The sequence below is a fragment of the Pectobacterium sp. F1-1 genome, assembly GCF_025643735.1.
GTDB lineage: Bacteria > Pseudomonadota > Gammaproteobacteria > Enterobacterales > Enterobacteriaceae > Pectobacterium > Pectobacterium colocasium.
Window position 1 is genome coordinate 2,932,332 of the sequence record NZ_CP104733.1, and the last position, 18,457, is coordinate 2,950,788.

Consider the following 18,457-nt stretch of genomic DNA (forward strand, 5'->3'; position numbering starts at 1 on the left):
AAGTATTGAGAAAACGATTTAGGTTTTGCCTGCCCGCCGAGACTAGCCTGACAGTAACAATCCTGTTTATGTGCCCGCACAACGACTGTGCCGACAATAAAACTTACTTCATCTGATAATTTGCTTTCCACATACTTTATGCTTTCACTTTCACCGTATGCAAGAATATTTACCTTGCCATACGGCTATTTTGTGACGAAAAGCAAATTAGCAGAAATTATTCCCCATCACCGGGTTCTATTTTATCCTGACCTTCTGTCCGGACACGTTCAATATGAATCGTTAAAAACATCAACTCTTCTTTCGTTAACGTGTAGTGGTACTTTTGAATAATGTGTGCCTGTATTTTTTCCGCACAGCGATAAGACAGTTGATATCGTTCTTTCACGACATCATGTAATGACTCATCATCACTAAATACCGTGCTTTTTCCTATTAACCGCTGTGCGAAGAACTTCAGATGCGTCACAAAGCGGTGATAGCTTAATGCGTGTTCGTTATAATCCAGATTCAGCTGATATTTTACAATATTCAGTATTTCCTGCATGATTTTGGTAATTTGCAGGACTTCCGGCATTTCGCTATCGAGCTGCGCGTTCACCAGATGCAAAGCAATAAACCCGGCTTCATCTTCCGGTAAGCGCACGGCCAAACGCTGCTCAATAATATCCAGCGCTTCCAGGCCGACAGCGAACTCTTTTGGGTACAGACGCTTTATTTCCCATAACAACACATTGCGGATATCCACCCCTTGTTTATGGCGCTCTATCGCAAAATGACAGTGATCCGTTAAAGAGATATAGACGCTGTTTTGCAATTTCCCCGGCAAACGATCTTTTGCCAGCAAAATGATCTTATCTGCTGTCGTAATGACCTCCATCGGAATCTCTGACAGCAACTCCTGTAGACGTGATGTCAGTTCCCCGGATTTCATCACAAACACACGTTCAATCAGCGTTTCGTCCAGCAGGTCGCCAGAGTGCTTTTTGAAGCCCAGCCCGCGTCCCATCACAACCGACTCATTATTGTTTTCGTCGATTACGGTAACGACATTATTGTTGAGTATTTTGGCAATCTTCATTTTTCAAACCCTGGAAACAAAAAAACCAGACACTCGTAGCAAGAACGAGCATCTGGTTTTGCCTGCTTACGCAGTAACAATCCGCAATGGCAGCTAAACTACCATCTGCCTTCATCTTCTCAAGAAGCATGACACAAAAACGTGATACGGATCGACAGAAAAGCGCGCTGCTTACACGTATTTTCTTTATTTATTGCCAGTCGTTACAAGAATCGTTCCCTTTCCTCAGCGCGCTTCCTCGGTTCGCTGTAATCGCGCATTCCTACAGCGAATGGCTTAGGCAGTTGCGCAACAAAGTTGGGTAAAAACACCAAATCGCTCAGTTTTTTGCGTAAACGCGACAAAATATTCAATTTCATTCCTTTTACCACCTTGTTTCTCGTCGCTTAATAACTATAATACGGAACGTCGTTTCAATTGAATGGTTTCAGCTAAACAACGTGCCACTATCAATAACATTATTATCAACGGCATCGCCAACGCGAACTCCGCTAATCCCATGCGACGAGCGACTGCGCACATCATCATCCATTCACGACGACCATCTATACTTACCTTTTCTATACTGTTTCCTCATTGATTCTTTCCAGCGGCTTGTCTCACATCGCCACTGGTTCACTCGTTTTTTTATCCATCACAACTTGTAGAAACTATCGTATGAAAAAGACAAAAATTGTTTGTACCATCGGGCCGAAAACAGAGTCAGAAGAAGTGCTGAGCAACCTGCTGTCTGCCGGCATGAATGTTATGCGCCTGAATTTCTCGCACGGGGATTACGCAGAACACGGTCAACGCATCAAGAACCTGCGTGCCGTTATGGAAAAAACCGGCAAGAAAGCCGCTATCCTGCTTGACACCAAAGGCCCGGAAATCCGCACCATGAAGCTGGAAAACGGCGCTGACGTAACGCTGACTGCGGGTCAGACGTTCACGTTCACCACCGATCAGAGCGTGGTAGGTAACAAAGATCGCGTCGCGGTCACGTACGCGGGTTTTACTGAAGATCTGAGCGTCGGCAACACCGTTCTGGTTGATGACGGCCTGATCGGTATGCAGGTTACGGCAATCAACGGCAACGATGTTGTTTGTAAAGTGCTGAACAACGGCGATCTGGGCGAGAATAAAGGTGTCAACCTGCCTGGCGTTTCCATCCAACTGCCGGCACTGGCTGAAAAAGACAAGCGCGATCTGATTTTCGGTTGCGAGCAAGGTGTCGACTTCGTTGCCGCATCCTTTATTCGTAAGCGTTCCGACGTTGAAGAAATTCGCGCTCACCTGAAAGCACACGGTGGCGAACACATCCAGATCATCTCCAAGATCGAAAATCAGGAAGGCCTGAACAATTTCGACGAAATCCTGGAAGCGTCTGACGGTATCATGGTCGCTCGTGGCGATCTGGGCGTTGAAATCCCTGTAGAAGAAGTGATCTTCGCGCAGAAAATGATGATCGAAAAATGTAATCTGGCACGCAAAGTGGTAATCACCGCAACGCAAATGCTGGACTCCATGATCAAAAACCCACGCCCTACCCGCGCAGAAGCCGGCGATGTTGCTAACGCCATCATCGATGGTACCGATGCTGTGATGCTGTCTGGTGAAAGTGCGAAAGGGAAATACCCGCTGGAATCCGTTACCATTATGGCAACGATCTGTCAGCGCACAGATTCTGTGATGAAAAGCCGTCTGGATAGCATCAAGACGCCTCCAGTATTGCGTATCACCGAAGCGGTCTGCCGCGGTGCGGTAGAAACTGCAGAGAAACTGGATGCGCCGCTGATTGTCGTTGCAACCAGCGGCGGTAAGTCTGCCAAATCAATCCGCAAATACTTCCCGAATGCCCGCATTCTGGCGCTGACCACGAACGAAGTCACTGCGCGTCAACTGCTGCTGAGCAAAGGCATTGATACGCTGCTGGTGAAAGAAATCGCTTCTACCGATGACTTCTATCGCATCGGTAAAGAAGCCGCGCTGAACAGCGGTTATGCGCAAGCTGGCGATGTTGTGGTGATGGTTTCTGGCGCACTGGTTTCCAGCGGCACCACCAACACCTCTTCCGTACACCGCCTCTGATCCCAATAATCAGATCGGTAAAAAGCGCCTTAATGGCGCTTTTTTTATATTCTGAAACGACTTTCTACAGTGCGATAACCTAATTAATGCGTTTGCGTAACACGCCATTTAATAGCCTAAAGCCTCGGAGTTATCCGATAAAAATAGCACTGTTTTCCTTACTTTTTTAATGAATAGGTAAAACTCGCTGTTTCTTTGAGCGAACGATCAAAATTAAGCATGTTCTCATCAAAAATTTATTCTCATTAGAAAAAAGTTTGTGTAATACTTGTAACGCTACATGGAGATTAACTCAATCTAGAGGGTATTAATAATGAATCGTACTAAACTGGTACTGGGCGCGGTAATCCTGGGTTCTACTCTGCTTGCTGGTTGTTCAAGCAACGCTAAAATTGATCAGCTGTCTTCTGACGTTCAGACTCTGAACGCTAAAGTTGACCAACTGAGCAACGACGTGAACGCAATCCGCTCTGACGTACAAGCTGCTAAAGACGACGCAGCTCGTGCTAACCAGCGTCTGGACAACCAAGTTCGTACTTACAAAAAGTAATCGAGCTGGTTAAGTAGTGAAAATGGCGCACATTGTGCGCCATTTTTTTGCCTGCGTTTTACGCTTTCAGCTTTCCCTTTCAATCCCTTTGTCGCCTGTTCATCCTTCCTCGCTATCTCTAAGCCAGCACAGATGCGCCTAAACGCATCTGGCCGATTTATTTCATTATCAGCGCGCGGTGGTACTGATAGCCGTGATCGGCGCTGCCTGATGCGTTCCAGGCGCTTCTGGCGATGATTCTACCGGTGGCTGATAGGTATTGATATCTTGCCCTACGCTCACCACGATCGGCATCCCTGAACGACGCACAATCGCATCAGCAACCGCTTTACTGTCCGTTTCTGAATCTTTGACAAACTTCTGCGTCTTCGCCGTCAGCGGAATCGGCATGGTTTGCGGATCGTCCTTATCGGTCTTGGATAAAGGCTGATGCACTTCAACGTAGCGTTTGCCGTCCGGTTCAACGGAGGTTTTAATCGCATCGTTAACAATCTGCACTCGCGTACCGACTGGCACATTGTCGAACAGCGCTTTAATGTCATCCGGGCGCAGACGAATACAGCCGGAGCTCACACGCATGCCGATACCGAAGTCCGCATTCGTTCCGTGCAGCAGATAAACGCCGCCGTGCGCAGACAGACGCAACGCATGTAATCCCATCGGGTTATCCGGGCCAGCCGGAACGACAGCGGGCAGTTTAATGCCCTGCTCTTCAAGATAATGTTTACGAATGTTCGCCGTTGGCGTCCAGGTCGGATTCTCACGCTTCTCACTCACGCTGGTCGTCATCAGTGGCGTATTGCGCCCCAATTGACCGATGCCGATTGGGTAAACAATGACGGTATTCTTCCCTTTCGGGTAGTAGTAGAGACGCAGCTCAGCAAGATTGACCACAATACCTTCACGCGGGGTATCCGGCAGCAGCATTTGCGTGGGGATCGTGAGTGTGGAACCCGCGGTCGGCAGGTAAGGATCCACGCCAGGATTCGCTTCCATCATGCCCAATAAACCAATCTTGAAATCCGCTGCGATAGCTTCCAGCGGACGACCATCATTGGGGACCGTATAAGCGATATTCTCGCCGATAAGGCGGCTATTTGGTGGCGGTAGCGGATATTCCGTCGCTTTGGCGGCGGTGCTGGCCAGATATGCCGCGAAGGCCATACCAAGTAAAGTTAACGCGCGTTTCATATTAGGTTCCCTACAATCAATAACATCTGGTTATGCACCCAGAATGTACTATCCGGCTATACCTCTTGATCGGGTGTCAATCCGGCTATTACTGCCTCTCTCCACCGAACATGGGTATATATTAGCATTGTTGTAACAAAAGAATATTTTATTTAAAAATCAAAGCATTGATATTCAATTCTTTACAAAGCAGAGTCAGCATAAAATTTAACGGGAAATAAATATACGGGACGAATTCTGAAATATCAGCGAGTTAATAAATATACCGGAAAGCAATAACATACCGTTGATAAAAACCAGTAAGTAAAAAAACAAAAAAGCGCTGGACGTTTTTTACGTCACAGCGCTTTTTTACACTTCAGGAAAGCAGAAAACAGGGAAGAAAATTAAAGCAGTGCTGCGGCATGCGCACGAATCGCGCGCAGCATCGCCTCAAGCCCCTGGGAGCGAGATGGCGTCAGATGTTGATTCAACGCCAGCGATTCAAAGAAAGGTCGCACATCCAGCTCAACGATTTCCTGCGCTGTCAGCCCCTGATACAGGCTGAAAACCACCGCAATCAGTCCCTTCACAATAGCGGCATCGCTGTCGCCGTGCAGAGTGATAACGCCCTGCTCATCAGGCTGTGCCACAATCCAAACCTGGCTCTGGCACCCCGAAATCAGGTTATCTGAATTACGCCATTCATCAGTCAGTGGATCAAGTCGCTCACCTAACTCAATGATATAAAGATATTTCTCTTCCCAGTCATTACAGCGTGCAAAGTTGCGCGCCAGTTTCTGCGGTTCTGGCAGACTCGCCATGTTTTCCTCCCCGAACAGTATGCGCGCGGCGCTTAACTGCCCAGCAATCGATGGATACGTTGCAATCCGGCAACCAGCCGGTCAATTTCTTCGCGTGTAGTATAAACGGCCAGCGAGGCGCGGCACATACTGGGAACACCATAGTGTTCCATCAGCGGCATCGCGCAATGGTGGCCGGTGCGAATCGCAATACCGTAACGATCGAGGAAACTTCCAACATCATAGGCGTGGTGCTGCCCAAGATTAAACGCAATAACACCGTGACGCTCAACAGGGCCGTACAACGTCAGATCGGGCACCTGCGTTAGCGCTTCCAGCGCATACTGCATCAGTGAGGATTCATAACGTTGAATCTCTTCCCGTCCCAGCGCCGTCACATAGTCCAACGCGGCACCTAAGCCCATGATGCCGCCCGTGTTGGGCGAACCGGCCTCAAAGCGCCACGGTGAATCCGCATAGGTGGTGCCTGTACGCAGACTAACCTGACGAATCATCGCCCCGCCGCCTTCCCACGGCGGCATGGCCTGAAGCAGGTCACGTTTGCCGTACAGCACACCAATACCTGAAGGGCCGTAGATCTTATGTCCTGAAAAGACAAAGAAATCGCAGTCCAGATCCTGCACATCGACAGGCTGATGCATAATCGACTGCGCGCCATCAACCAACACGACTGCGCCACCCGCTTTTGCTTGTGCGATCATGGCCTTAACCGGATTCAACGCACCGAGTACGTTAGAGATGTGCGTCACCGCCAGCAGGCGAGTACGTTCATCCAGCAATGTGGGAAGCTGTGCAACATCCAGCGAGCCATCTTCGGCCAACGGCAATACGCGAACCTCAACGCCACGCGCTTCCGCCAGCATCTGCCAGGGAACAATATTCGCGTGGTGTTCCATCTCGGTGATGATCAGGTTGTCGCCCGGCTGGATGAAGGTGCGGCCATAGCTGTTAGCCACCAGATTGATGGCCTCCGTCGTCCCGCGAACAAAGACAATCTCGTCTACCGAAGCGGCATTGATAAAGGCTGCCACCTTTTCGCGCACGGCTTCCATCGCACTGGTCGCCTGCGCGCTCAGCGTGTGAATGCCGCGATGCACCGCCGCGTATTCATGGCGATAGAATTCTGCTTCACGTTCGATAACCGACTGCGGTTTTTGCGCACTCGCCGCGCTATCAAGATAGGCTAACGGCTGGCCGTTAACTTCATTTGCCAGCACCGGAAAATCGGCTCGAACCCGCTCAATAGGATAACTCATCATACCGCCTTGCCGGCATTCGCCAGCGCGTTTGGCAAACGCTGTGCGATACGTTGCAAAACCACATCTCGCAGAGAGTCGTTTTCAATCGCTTCTGTGACTTCCGCCGCGAAGGCGAAAATGATCATCTGTTGCGCATCCTGCTGCGTAATACCACGGGAACGCAGATAGAACAGTTGTTCTTCGTCCATACGGCCAATAGTGGCACCGTGGCTGCATTTCACGTCATCCGCGTAGATTTCCAACTGCGGCTTGGTATCAACCTCAGCCAGTCTGCCCAACAGCAGGTTATTGTTGGTCATCTGCCCGTCAGTTTTCAGCGCATGAGGCGCAACTTTTATCATGCCGTTAAACACCGCTTTGGCGCGATCGTTGACGATGACTTTATGCAACTGACGGCTTTCGCCGTAACCCTGATTGTGTTCCAGATACGTGCGCGTATCGCACACTTCGCTGCCAACCGGCAGAATCAGGCTGTTCATGGACAGATTGGTGCCTTCGCCATTCAACTGAGCACTAGTGTTGTGACGCGTCAGCCCCGCTCCCAGCAGGAAGCTGTGGCTACGAACCAGTGCATCACGTGCCAGCACCAAATCGTTATGCGCGAAGTGGTAGCTCGCTGCCGCTTCAAACGCCAGTTTATAGTGACTCACCTGACTGTTTTCCGCCGCATTCACCGTCAGGCGTGCGCCGGTAAAGTGGGCATGCTCATCCAGACTGACGTAGTGCTCAATAATTTCCGCACTCGCACCGCGTTCAACGTTCAAATGATGGCGATGGTGAACGGTGTTCAATGCCGCCGCCTGACTGCTGCTGATGTGCAACAGGTAAAGCGGTTTGTCCGCCTGCTGTCCGGCAGCCAGACGAATCAGCGTGCTTTCACTCGCCAGACTTTCGGTCAAATGCAGGAACACCTCGGACTGGATGGCCGCAGGCAACACGCCCTGCGCACGCGACGCCTGCACGTCAACCTGATAAGGGCCCCATGCGCTGTCGCTGAGCTCAGCGTTGAATACACCATCGACAAACACCAGACGCCAGCTATCCACCGCTAAAGCCAGTGACTCCACCGCTGCGCGATCGAGAGACTGGGCCTGCGGCGCAACAAACTCGTTGCTCAGCAAACTATCCAGTGGCGTGTATTTCCAGTGCTCGTGCTTACGGTGCGGTAAGCCAAGACGCACCACGTCCTGCCAATGCTGGTTCGCTTCTTCAGAACGGCGTGACGCATCGCGTTCAAACAAGCCATGCCATTGCTGCAATGCCTTCTCTTGTTTCTGTGCGATGCCGGTTTTACCCGTCGCGTTCTCGCTCGCCACATTATTGCCCGTCGGTAAGCCAGCCATAGCCTTGCTCCTCCAACTGTTTCACCAGCGAGAAATCACCGGATTTCACAATGCGCCCTTGATACAGAACGTGGACGTGATCCGGTTTAATGTAATCAAGAATACGCTGGTAGTGCGTGACGATGATGAACGAACGTTTGCCGTCGCGCAGGGAATTCACGCCGTTAGAGACGATTTTCAGTGCATCGATGTCCAACCCAGAGTCGGTCTCATCCAGAATGCACAGATCCGGCTCCAGCGCCGCCATTTGCAGAATATCGTTACGCTTCTTCTCACCGCCGGAGAAGCCCACGTTGACCGAACGGGTCAGCAGATCTTCCGGCATATTCAACAGTTTGATCTTTTCTTCGATAAAATCGGCGAAATCAAAGCGATCCAGCGGTTCCTGTTCACGGTATTTACGCACCGCGTTAACGGAGGTTTGCAGGAAGAACTGGTTGCTGACGCCTGGGATTTCTACCGGATACTGAAAGGCCATGAAGACGCCTTCACCCGCACGATCTTCTGGGGACAACTCCAGCAGGTCTTTCCCTTTGAAGCTCACCGAACCGTCGGTCACTTCGTATTCTTCACGTCCAGCCAGCGTCGCGGAGAGCGTACTTTTACCTGAGCCATTCGGGCCCATAATCGCGTGAACTTCACCTGGCTTAATGGTGAGATTAAGCCCTTTGATGATCTCTTTGCCTTCTACGCTGACTTTTAAATTTTCGATGCTTAACATGCTTATTCCTTCCAACGCCCAATGCGACGAGCGCTTAATGAATTCCGGGACCGATGATTCTCATTATTCGTCTGTGAAAATCCCGGTAACCGCCGAATTAACCCACGCTGTGTTCCAGGCTAATCGCCAGTAACTTTTGTGCTTCTACCGCAAATTCCAGCGGCAATTCAGAGAAGACGTCCTTACAGAATCCGTTCACGATCATCGAGATGGCGTCATCTTCGCTGATACCGCGTTGCAGACAGTAGAACAACTGGTCCTCACCAATTTTCGAGGTCGTCGCTTCGTGCTCCAACTGCGCGGTATTGTTGCGCACTTCCACATATGGGAACGTGTGCGCGCCGCACTCGCTACCGATCAGCATGGAGTCACACTGGGTGAAGTTACGGGCATTAGCCGCACTCGGCATGATCTTCACCAGACCACGGTACGTGTTTTCACTGCGTCCGGCTGAAATCCCTTTAGAGATGATGGTCGAGCGGGTGTTTTTACCGATGTGGATCATCTTGGTGCCCGTATCCGCCTGCTGACGGCCATTGGTCAAGGCGACAGAGAAGAATTCCCCCACGGAGTAGTCACCGCGCAGAATAACGCTCGGGTATTTCCAGGTGATCGCAGAGCCGGTTTCCGACTGTGTCCATGACATTTTTGAATGCTCGCCTGCACACAGTGCGCGCTTGGTCACAAAGTTCAGAATCCCGCCTTCTGCGTCATCTTTACCGGAGAACCAGTTCTGCACCGTGGAGTATTTCACTTCGGCATTCTTGTTGATGATGACTTCCACCACGGCGGCGTGCAGCTGGTAGGTGTCACGAACGGGCGCAGAACAGCCTTCGATATAACTGACATAACTGTCATCATCGGCAATCAGGATCGTACGCTCAAACTGGCCGGTTTTCGCCGCATTGATGCGGAAATAGGTCGACAGTTCCATCGGGCAACGCACGCCTTTCGGGATGTACACAAACGTGCCGTCAGAAGCGACTGCCGAGTTCAGCGCCGCAAAGAAGTTGTCGTTCGCCGGTACAACCGTACCGAGATACTGACGCACCAGATCGGGATGTTCCTGAATCGCCTCGCTGAATGAACAGAAGATAATGCCTTTTTCAGCCAGCTCATGTCGATACGTGGTCGCAACGGATACGGAGTCGAAAATCGCATCGACGGCGACTTTCTGGCCTTCACGGACAGGAACACCCAGCTGATTAAACGCATTCTCTACTTCGCTGGTCAGGTAATTATTCACATCCGTAATCCCGGATTGCTGCTTGGCACCGGGCTCAGAGCCGCAGCTGTCGTCGCAGTTACCGCAGGAAGGCGCGGAATAATAGCTATAGTCCTGATAGTCGAGTTTCTCGTAATGGGCTTTCAGCCAATGCGGTTCTTCCATCTCCAGCCACGCTTTGTAGGCGTTAAGACGGAATTCCAGCATCCACTCAGGTTCATTACGCTTCGCCGAGATCGCCCGTACGACATCTTCATTGATGCCATGCGCCAGCTCATCGGTTTCCAATTGCGTAAAGAAACCTTCTTTATAGCGTCCATCACCCATCCAGATCTGGACATCATCAGGTACATCTACCGTGCTACGTGCCATAATTTTTCATCACTTAAATGCCAAAGCTTTCGCCACATCCACAAGCATGTTGCGCTCTGGGATTATTAAACTTGAATATCTGATTCAGCCCTTCCCGGACGAAATCGAGTTCTGTGCCGTCAATGAAAGGCATCGCTTTCAGTGGGACATACAGTTTTGCACCATCACGTTCGAAGACCAGATCGTCGGTTTCGAACTCCTGTACCAGATCCAGCACATAGCCGAATCCCGCACAGCCGGATTGTTTAACGCTGAGCCGCAGTCCTTGCACGGTCTCATCCTGCTTCATCAGATTCTTAATCTGCTTCACGGCGCTTTCTGTCAGCGTCAATCCTTGCCAGACATTTTCATCCAGTGAAAACGTCCCTACATTTTCCGCTTGCATATGGAATACCTCATTACGTGTGGTACCAGTTTTAGGCTGGTTTCCCCTAATGTTAGTGATAATGAAACTAGCTTCAACCTCTTGTTTCGCAGGGCTATTCGTAACATTTCAGTTTTTAGCAAGCCAATAGCGTCATTTTACACGTCTCGGGCGTGCCAAACAACGCGATAAAAAATCAATTAATATATTGATTTAAAAGGAATTGCATTCATCATCACTACACATTACAGCCAGATAATAATTATCATCTCGTTATCATTATTATAACATTTATCGGTGATACCTATTTATAAAACAGGGAAGGTATATGAAGATTTATGTGATTCCCGATCGTATTTTTTGGCGTTAAAGCACATTTTGCCCATTGATCACCGCCTTTTTTATAAATATGATAATGATTATCATTTCATTTTCAGGATCGTTCACCATGCTTTCCGTGACTGCCTGGCTGCACCACCAGATTGACGAATATAAATTCCAGATTCGCGATGCCACCGTTGATTTTTACATGGCGGAAGCGCGCCTGAATCGCCCTGGAAGCAATATTGACCATTTACGTCGCTATCATAACGCCTGCATGGATATGGTTGAACTCTGTCTGAGAAATGGCGATGACGACAGCTATCTGCATGCGCTGGTCAAGCTGCACAATCGGTTGATTAAAGAGATTAATAATGAAGGGCGTTGCCACCTCTTTCGGGTGCAAAGTTACTACTTTGCCCGTAACACGCTGAAATCGATTTGCCATCAGCTAAGCATGCAAGGTTCATGGGATAAAGCGACCGCGTTTCAGACCGACTTCGTTAAGCGCGTGCCGTTTCTTCCCTGAATAACCGAACCAGACCGTCTGGCAGTCTGGTTCAGTGTTTGCTTCGTGTTTACGGCGTAATAACCGATGTTGTCAGGCGAGAAATGCAGCACAGGCGATTCTGATTATCAAAAATCTCAATCTGCCATACCTGACTACGGCGGCCAACGTGCAGCGCGCGGCACACGCCACGTACTTCGCCTTCGCGCACAGCTCGCAGGTGATTGGCATTGATTTCAAGCCCTACCACCTGCTGATCGCCCTCTGAGCACAAATAGCCCGCCACCGACCCCAACGATTCCGCCAGCACAACGGACGCACCGCCGTGCAGTAAGCCAAACGGCTGACGCGTGCGTGCATCCACTGGCATCACGGCTTCCAGAACATCATCTGCAATATGGGTATAGCGAATACCGACATGGCCCACCATGCACGCCTGACTCTGTCGATTAAGTTGCTCAAGCGTAACCTGTCGTTTCCATAGCATCAGATAATCTCCAGCAGGGCCTGTAGCGGATGGCGTAGTGCGCGGCCTTCCATACGTTTCACCTGACTGCGGCATGAATAGCCGGTGGTCAGGCAGCGTTTCTGGGGTAATTTCTGTAACACCTGTTGCCAGGATAGCGCATAAATACCCTGCGAGTTGGCGAGGTTCTTGGTTTCATGACCGTAGGTTCCCGCCATACCGCAGCACCCGACGCTGACATTCTCCAGTTTGGCACCAAAGCGCGAGAAGATATCAGCCCATTGTTTCGTGCTGATCGGCAGCGCCGTGGTTTCCGTACAGTGACCCAACAGATACCAGGATTCGCCAGTGGCAGGCTGCGGCGTACTGTCGGCCAGTGCCGTCACCAGCCATTCATGCACCAGTTGCACCTGGAAATCACCGCGTTTCTCACCCAGGATTTCACGGTATTCATCGCGATAGCACAGTACCAACGCCGGATCGACGCCTACCATCGGCATCCCCAGTTTAGCCACGCGATTCAGGAAATCAGCCGTCTTTGACGCTGTTTTGGCAAAACGCTGCAAGAAGCCCTTAATATGCTGTGCTTTCCCGTTTGGCGAGAACGGTAACAGTACCGGTTTCAGCTTCAGTTTTTCGATCAGATGGACGAAATCTGCCACCACCTGCGCATCGTAATAGCTGGTAAACGGATCCTGCACGATTAACACGTACTGCTGGCGCGCCGCTTCCGGTAACTGTTCCAGCTGTTCCAGCGTGGTGTTAACGCCGCTATGCCCGGCAAACTGCTGACGCAGCGACGGGGATGACAACAAGGGTAAATCGACCATGCCGATCTGGCTGCGGCTCAGATTATTCAGCAGCGGCATTTTCAGGAAGAAGTTAAACGTCTTCGGACTGCGCGCCATCAGCGGTGCATAGCTTTCAACGCCCGCAACCAGATAGTCACGAATCGGACGCAGATAGCGCGTGTGATAAAGCTGTAGGAAGCGGGAACGGAAACCGGGCACGTCAATTTTGATAGGGCACTGCGTTGAACAGGCTTTACACGCCAGACAGCCCGACATCGCCTCTTTGACTTCGTGGGAGAAATCGTAATCCCCCTGCTTCGCCTGCCAGGTATTACGGGTTTTCTGGATAAACGCCCGCAGGCTGAGTTTCTGCTGCGGCAATGCCTTCTCCAGCGCCACCGGATCGACGCCCTGCTCCGCCAGCAGGCGTAACCATTCACGCACCAGCGTCGCACGACCTTTCGGCGAATGAATACGGTTGCCGCTGATTTTCATCGACGGGCACATGGGGCTACGCGCATCAAAGTTAAAGCACAGCCCGTTACCGTTACACTCCATCGCGCCACGGAACGCCGTACGCACCGTCAGAGGGATGGTGCGGTCGAACGTGCCGCGCTTGACCGCATCGACTTTCATCATCGGCGCATCCACGTCCAGCGGCGCACAAATCTTCCCGGGATTAAGCCGGTTATCCGGATCGAACGCCGCTTTGATACGGCGCAGTTCGGCATACAGCTCCGGCCCAAAAAATTCAGGGCTGTACTCGGCGCGGAAGCCTTTGCCGTGTTCCCCCCACAGCAGGCCGCCATATTTAGCCGTCAGCGCGACAATCTGGTCGGAAAGCTGTTTCATCAGCATTTCCTGCTGTGGGTCGCACATGTCCAGCGCCGGGCGGACGTGCAGCACCCCGGCGTCTACATGACCGAACATACCGTACGTCAGGTTATGGCTATCCAGCAATGCGCGGAATTCTTCAATGTAATCAGCCAGATGCTGTGGCGGCACGCAGGTATCTTCCGCGAATGGAATCGGCTTCGCCTGCCCTTTACTGTTGCCCAGCAGGCCTACGGCTTTTTTCCGCATGGCGTAAATACGTTCGATGCCAGCCAGATCGTTACAGGTTTGATAACCAATGACCCCGCCTTCTCCGCTCGCCAGCAGCGCATCCAGTCCCTGACAGAGCGCGTCGACCTGCCCGTTAATCAGCGCGTCATCATCACCCGCAAACTCAACGATATTCAGGCCAAGCATTTCCTGATTAGGCACATCGGTAATCAATTCGCTAACGGAATGCCAGACGATATCCTCGCGGGCAAGGTTTAATACCTTAGAGTCCACGGTTTCAACCGACAGCGCCTTCGCTTCCACCATGAACGGCGCATTGCGCAGCGCTGAGTTAAAGGAGTCATATTTGATATTCACCAGACGGCGAATCTTTGGCAACGGCGTGATATCGAGCTTCGCTTCGGTAATAAACGCCAGCGTGCCTTCAGCACCGGTCAGAATTCGCGTCAGGTCGAAGGTCTGGAGATCGTCACTGAACACATGACGTAGATCGTAACCCGTCAGAAAACGATTCAGCTTAGGGAATTTGTCGATGATTAACGCGCGCTGTTCGCGACAGCGGTGCAGCACCGTATGGTAAATGCGACCAATGGAGGAATCTTCTAACGCCAGCTTCTCTGCCAGCGCGACTGGCATCGCCTGCGTATCCAGCATCTCGCCGCCCAGCAATATCGCACGCAGCCCCAGCACATGGTCTGAGGTTTTGCCGTACACCAGCGAGCCTTGTCCCGATGCATCGGTATTGATCATGCCGCCCAGCGTCGCCCGGTTACTGGTCGACAGCTCTGGCGCAAAGAAATAGCCATAAGGCTTCAGGTACTGGTTAAGCTGATCTTTAATGACACCAGCCTCGACGCGCACCCACCCCTGTTCAGGGTTAATTTCCAGAATACGGTTCATATAACGCGACATATCGACCACGATGCCGCGATTCAGGGCCTGTCCGTTCGTTCCCGTCCCACCGCCGCGCGGGGTAAAGGTCAGCCCTGAAAAACGTTCCTCGCCCGCCAGCCGCGATAAAATCGCGACATCGGCGGTAGAACGGGGAAAAACCACCGCATCCGGCAAAAGCTGATAGATGCTGTTATCCGTTGCCATCGTCAGACGATCGGCATAGTTGGTCGCCGTATCACCCGTAAACCCATTTTTCTTCAATGCTTCCAAAAAATTAAGCACCGGCTGAACCAGCCCGGGAGATTGCGTGATCTGTGGGATCATTATTTTTTGACCCTGTCCGTACATGATGTGTTTGCCAATATGTCGTGATGTGCCTGCTATAGCCGCCCTTTCATCGGGGACATGACGTTTTATCATATTTCGCAATCGTGTGCGCTCCCGGATCGGCAAAAACATACAGCGTATTGGCGAACCGTCGTTTCACCAACAAAATGTTCAACAGGCTGTCAAAACACCCAGAAATATCTCATGATGACAGATGACCACAGGCTGTCACCCAAGCTACCTCGCCTTCAGCCCTTTCTTTTGCTATTGAGGAACGATTCATTGAGTAAATATTCTCAGCCACCACGATTTGATCTGGCCAGAATCCTGTTCAGTCTGGCATTTATTACCATCATGATAATTGCCTGTTTTTGGGTGGTTCAGCCTTTTATTCTGGGGTTCGCCTGGGCGTGTATGGTGGTGATTGCCACCTGGCCAGTGCTGATTAAGTTTCAGGCGCTATTGTGGGGGCGACGTTCTCTGGCCGTGATCGTCATGACGCTACTGCTTATTCTGCTATTTATTGTCCCGATTGCCGTTCTTGTTAGTAGCGTAGTGGATAACAGCTCGGCGTTAATGAGTTGGGGAGCCCGACAGGAAAACTTTTCACCACCGACACTCGAGTGGCTGACGTCTATTCCTTTCGTCGGTGAAAAATTATTCAACAGTTGGCAGACATTGTTGCAAAGCGGCGGTAGCGGTCTGTTCGCCAAAGTGCAACCCTATTTTGGTAAAACGGCGACCTGGTTAGTGGCACAAGCGGCCAATATCGGTCGCTTTCTGATGCATTGCTCCCTGATGCTGATCTTCAGTGCCCTGCTGTATTACAAAGGGGAAGCCGTGGCGAGAGCCGTGCGACATTTCGCTATCCGGCTGGGGAAAGAGCGTGGCGATGCCGCTGTCATTCTGGCAGCACAGTCGATTCGCGCTGTCGCACTAGGCGTGGTGGTTACCGCTATCGTGCAGTCGGTGTTGGGCGGAATTGGGCTGGGGCTGTCCGGTATTCCCCATACCACACTACTGACTGTACTGATGTTTCTGTCTTGTCTGGCGCAATTGGGGCCACTTCCGGTACTGATTCCTGCCATTATCTGGCTATATTGGACGGGTGATGCCACCTGGGGCACAGTTTTGCTGGTCTGGAGCTGCGTCGTTGGCACTATCGATAACGTGATCCGCCCAGTATTGATCAGGATGGGAGCCGATCTTCCTATGCTGCTGATTCTTTCCGGCGTAATTGGCGGATTGCTGGCCTTTGGCATGATAGGGCTATTCATTGGCCCGGTCGTCCTTGCCGTTTCTTATCGTCTGCTGTTTGCCTGGATGCGTGAAATCCCCGAACCGCAGAGCATCCTCTCCGTTAATACGTCCAGCAACCCCAATAAACAATAAGGGCAGTAGCACTGTTTCGTCTTTCCCGTGGGCGGTGCGCCGCCCAAGCATTGCCCATTCTCACCATCACGTCTCCGTGGCGACGCCCTTCCCCCACTTTTTCAATATATAAAAATAGCTAATGATTAAGCCTCTGTTCTTAGGGATTATTCCTAAAAATTTTGATATCATTTCTCTAATTCATCAATATTATTGACAATATAAAAACTCTGAGAGAGTAATTCTTAAAAGATAATTAACTATTAGGATGATTCTTAATGACGAAATAGGACATAATCCATAGGATAAATACCTGAGCTAGTATTAACCTACTGTTTGTCAATGAGGTTTCCTCCTCGTCAGAGTTAGTAACGAATTGCTGTGTGTAGTCTTTGCCCATCCCCTGAGATGGGCCTTTTTTTTCCTTTCATTTCTCTTCCATTCAATTACGCTTCCTCCCTTTTTTGTTACTCTCCTGTCTGCCTACTCTCAGTTCAGTTTTTCAGGAGTTTTTCATGACGCCTCTCGCCGCGAAGAGATTACTACTCTGTGGCTTATTCAGCCTTCTGACCGCCTGCGACAATCCAACACCGACGGCACAGCGCCCCTTGTTAACCATCGAAGGTAAAACGATGGGGACGTTTTACAGCGTAAAAATTAGCGGCGACATCACCGAAGACAAAACGCAGTTGCAACGAGAAATCGATGCCTTGCTGGAGCAGGCCAATAATGACATCTCCACCTACCGTGACGATTCCGTGCTATCACGTTTTAATCAGTATCGGGGAACGGAGCCACAGCCTATCAGCAACGGCATGGCGGATATCATTCTGGCTGCGTTGCGTATCGGTAAAGCGACCCACGGCGCGATGGATATCACCGTCGGCCCGTTGGTTAACCTCTGGGGATTCGGCCCGCAGAAGCAGCCTACACGCATCCCCAGCCAACAGCAGATCGACTTAGCGCGGCAAAACGTTGGGTTGCGTCACCTGAAATTGATTGGCGATGAAAAAGGGGAATGGATTCAGAAGGATCTCCCGGATTTGTATGTCGACCTCTCCACGCTGGGTGAAGGGTACGGTGCGGACGTTCTTGCGCAGTTAATGACACGTAAAGGGATCACCAACTATCTGGTTTCCGTCGGTGGCGCGATTTCCAGCCGTGGCGTGAACGCCGAAGGGACGCCGTGGCGTGTAGCAATTCAGAAGCCAACCGACCAGGAAAACGCGGCACAGGCAGCGGTGAATTTGCAGGGTTATGCCATTAGCACCTCCGGCAGCTACCGAAATTATTTTGAGCAGGACAACAAGCGCTATTCTCACGTTATCGATCCCGAGACGGGCAGACCGATTACTCATCATCTGGTTTCCGCGACCGTGATTGCACCGACCGCACTGGAAGCCGATGGCTGGGATACCGGTTTGATGGTATTGGGCACGGAGAAAGCGTTAAAGCTGGCGGAACAGCAAGGGCTGGCGGTTTATCTGATTACCAAAACGGATAAGGGCTTTAGCGCGGTAATGACGCCGCAGTTTAAATCCTTCCTGATTGCGGCACCGTAATGTGAAAAATATGTTTTAGTACCGATTGAGATCAACTGCTGCCGAGCGGTGGTAATGGATAGATCGTAAAGACGCAGTGAATACCTCCCTGTACGCTCGAATTGCGCCATCCATGGCGCAAACGCTTTACTCTTCTATTCCATTACCACCGTTTTCATTCTGTGAATACTGTT

15 protein-coding genes and 1 other RNA gene are annotated in these 18,457 nt (G+C 51.0%); 6 read left to right on the forward strand and 10 right to left on the reverse strand.

Annotated elements, in window-relative coordinates; translation table 11 throughout:
• Window positions 1–217: 217 nt before the first annotated feature.
• Window positions 218–1,081, reverse strand: a complete 864-nt coding sequence (licT, locus tag NAL19_RS12945; RefSeq protein ID WP_225084967.1) for a BglG family transcription antiterminator LicT — start codon at window positions 1,079–1,081, stop codon at window positions 218–220.
• A gap of 657 nt (window positions 1,082–1,738) precedes the next feature.
• On the opposite strand from licT, the gene pykF reads away from it, so the two are divergent.
• Complete coding sequence (pykF, locus tag NAL19_RS12950) at window positions 1,739–3,151, forward strand: pyruvate kinase PykF (protein ID WP_225084969.1); 1,413 nt, start codon at window positions 1,739–1,741, stop codon at window positions 3,149–3,151.
• 313 nt (window positions 3,152–3,464) lie between these two features.
• Window positions 3,465–3,701, forward strand: a complete 237-nt coding sequence (locus NAL19_RS12955) for a major outer membrane lipoprotein (RefSeq protein WP_005970385.1) — start codon at window positions 3,465–3,467, stop codon at window positions 3,699–3,701.
• Between the two features lie 168 nt (window positions 3,702–3,869).
• Here the strand turns inward: NAL19_RS12955 and NAL19_RS12960 are convergent, their stop codons facing one another.
• The 7 genes from NAL19_RS12960 to sufA all read right to left on the reverse strand — a co-directional run bounded on the left by NAL19_RS12960 (window position 3,870) and on the right by sufA (window position 11,000).
• On the reverse strand, window positions 3,870–4,892 hold the full coding sequence (locus NAL19_RS12960) for a L,D-transpeptidase family protein (protein ID WP_263057573.1): 1,023 nt from the start codon (window positions 4,890–4,892) through the stop codon (window positions 3,870–3,872).
• A gap of 386 nt (window positions 4,893–5,278) precedes the next feature.
• The gene (sufE, locus tag NAL19_RS12965) at window positions 5,279–5,695 is read right to left on the reverse strand and encodes a cysteine desulfuration protein SufE (RefSeq protein ID WP_225084971.1); all 417 of its coding nucleotides are present in this window, start codon (window positions 5,693–5,695) and stop codon (window positions 5,279–5,281) included.
• Between the two features lie 32 nt (window positions 5,696–5,727).
• Window positions 5,728–6,951, reverse strand: coding sequence for a cysteine desulfurase SufS (sufS, locus tag NAL19_RS12970; protein ID WP_263059715.1), 1,224 nt, complete (start codon window positions 6,949–6,951; stop codon window positions 5,728–5,730).
• A complete protein-coding gene (gene sufD, locus NAL19_RS12975) occupies window positions 6,951–8,297 on the reverse strand; it encodes a Fe-S cluster assembly protein SufD (RefSeq protein ID WP_263057574.1) in 1,347 nt (448 codons plus the stop codon). The genes sufS and sufD overlap by 1 nt, the downstream gene beginning before the upstream one ends.
• Window positions 8,272–9,018, reverse strand: coding sequence for a Fe-S cluster assembly ATPase SufC (gene sufC, locus NAL19_RS12980; protein WP_014700368.1), 747 nt, complete (start codon window positions 9,016–9,018; stop codon window positions 8,272–8,274). Before sufC ends, sufD begins: the two co-directional genes overlap by 26 nt.
• Window positions 9,019–9,115: 97 nt before the next feature.
• On the reverse strand, window positions 9,116–10,615 hold the full coding sequence (gene sufB / locus NAL19_RS12985) for a Fe-S cluster assembly protein SufB (RefSeq protein ID WP_129706066.1): 1,500 nt from the start codon (window positions 10,613–10,615) through the stop codon (window positions 9,116–9,118).
• 13 nt (window positions 10,616–10,628) lie between these two features.
• The gene (gene sufA, locus NAL19_RS12990; RefSeq protein WP_263057575.1) at window positions 10,629–11,000 is read right to left on the reverse strand and encodes a Fe-S cluster assembly scaffold SufA; all 372 of its coding nucleotides are present in this window, start codon (window positions 10,998–11,000) and stop codon (window positions 10,629–10,631) included.
• A 427-nt stretch (window positions 11,001–11,427) separates the two neighbouring features.
• Here sufA and NAL19_RS12995 point away from each other — a divergent pair, with 427 nt between their 5' ends.
• Complete coding sequence (locus NAL19_RS12995; protein ID WP_225084974.1) at window positions 11,428–11,829, forward strand: hypothetical protein; 402 nt, start codon at window positions 11,428–11,430, stop codon at window positions 11,827–11,829.
• Between the two features lie 49 nt (window positions 11,830–11,878).
• On the opposite strand, the gene menI is transcribed toward NAL19_RS12995, so the two are convergent.
• Both menI and NAL19_RS13005 read right to left on the reverse strand, forming a co-directional pair.
• A complete protein-coding gene (menI, locus tag NAL19_RS13000) occupies window positions 11,879–12,295 on the reverse strand; it encodes a 1,4-dihydroxy-2-naphthoyl-CoA hydrolase (protein ID WP_225084975.1) in 417 nt (138 codons plus the stop codon).
• Entirely contained in the window at window positions 12,295–15,348 is a 3,054-nt protein-coding gene (locus tag NAL19_RS13005) for an FAD-binding and (Fe-S)-binding domain-containing protein (protein WP_263057576.1), read from the reverse strand. The genes menI and NAL19_RS13005 overlap by 1 nt, the downstream gene beginning before the upstream one ends.
• A 285-nt stretch (window positions 15,349–15,633) precedes the next feature.
• On the opposite strand from NAL19_RS13005, the gene ydiK reads away from it, so the two are divergent.
• The 3 genes from ydiK (at window position 15,634) to apbE (ending at window position 18,284) form a co-directional block, all read left to right on the forward strand.
• Window positions 15,634–16,743, forward strand: coding sequence for an AI-2E family transporter YdiK (gene ydiK, locus NAL19_RS13010; protein WP_263057577.1), 1,110 nt, complete (start codon window positions 15,634–15,636; stop codon window positions 16,741–16,743).
• A gap of 291 nt (window positions 16,744–17,034) precedes the next feature.
• Window positions 17,035–17,146, forward strand: an RNA gene (gene rprA / locus NAL19_RS13015) — antisense sRNA RprA.
• Between the two features lie 91 nt (window positions 17,147–17,237).
• A complete protein-coding gene (apbE, locus tag NAL19_RS13020) occupies window positions 17,238–18,284 on the forward strand; it encodes an FAD:protein FMN transferase ApbE (protein ID WP_263057578.1) in 1,047 nt (348 codons plus the stop codon).
• The last annotated feature ends 173 nt before the right edge of the window (window positions 18,285–18,457 follow it).

What these genes read in the sequence shown, in the direction of transcription:
- licT (WP_225084967.1), bottom strand. Translation starts at nt 1,081, where the DNA reads ATGAAGATTGCCAAAATACTCAACAATAATGTCGTTACCGTAATCGAC.
- pykF (WP_225084969.1), top strand. Translation starts at nt 1,739, where the DNA reads ATGAAAAAGACAAAAATTGTTTGTACCATCGGGCCGAAAACAGAGTCA.
- NAL19_RS12955 (WP_005970385.1), top strand. Translation starts at nt 3,465, where the DNA reads ATGAATCGTACTAAACTGGTACTGGGCGCGGTAATCCTGGGTTCTACT.
- NAL19_RS12960 (WP_263057573.1), bottom strand. Translation starts at nt 4,892, where the DNA reads ATGAAACGCGCGTTAACTTTACTTGGTATGGCCTTCGCGGCATATCTG.
- sufE (WP_225084971.1), bottom strand. Translation starts at nt 5,695, where the DNA reads ATGGCGAGTCTGCCAGAACCGCAGAAACTGGCGCGCAACTTTGCACGC.
- sufS (WP_263059715.1), bottom strand. Translation starts at nt 6,951, where the DNA reads ATGAGTTATCCTATTGAGCGGGTTCGAGCCGATTTTCCGGTGCTGGCA.
- sufD (WP_263057574.1), bottom strand. Translation starts at nt 8,297, where the DNA reads ATGGCTGGCTTACCGACGGGCAATAATGTGGCGAGCGAGAACGCGACG.
- sufC (WP_014700368.1), bottom strand. Translation starts at nt 9,018, where the DNA reads ATGTTAAGCATCGAAAATTTAAAAGTCAGCGTAGAAGGCAAAGAGATC.
- sufB (WP_129706066.1), bottom strand. Translation starts at nt 10,615, where the DNA reads ATGGCACGTAGCACGGTAGATGTACCTGATGATGTCCAGATCTGGATG.
- sufA (WP_263057575.1), bottom strand. Translation starts at nt 11,000, where the DNA reads ATGCAAGCGGAAAATGTAGGGACGTTTTCACTGGATGAAAATGTCTGG.
- NAL19_RS12995 (WP_225084974.1), top strand. Translation starts at nt 11,428, where the DNA reads ATGCTTTCCGTGACTGCCTGGCTGCACCACCAGATTGACGAATATAAA.
- menI (WP_225084975.1), bottom strand. Translation starts at nt 12,295, where the DNA reads ATGCTATGGAAACGACAGGTTACGCTTGAGCAACTTAATCGACAGAGT.
- NAL19_RS13005 (WP_263057576.1), bottom strand. Translation starts at nt 15,348, where the DNA reads ATGATCCCACAGATCACGCAATCTCCCGGGCTGGTTCAGCCGGTGCTT.
- apbE (WP_263057578.1), top strand. Translation starts at nt 17,238, where the DNA reads ATGACGCCTCTCGCCGCGAAGAGATTACTACTCTGTGGCTTATTCAGC.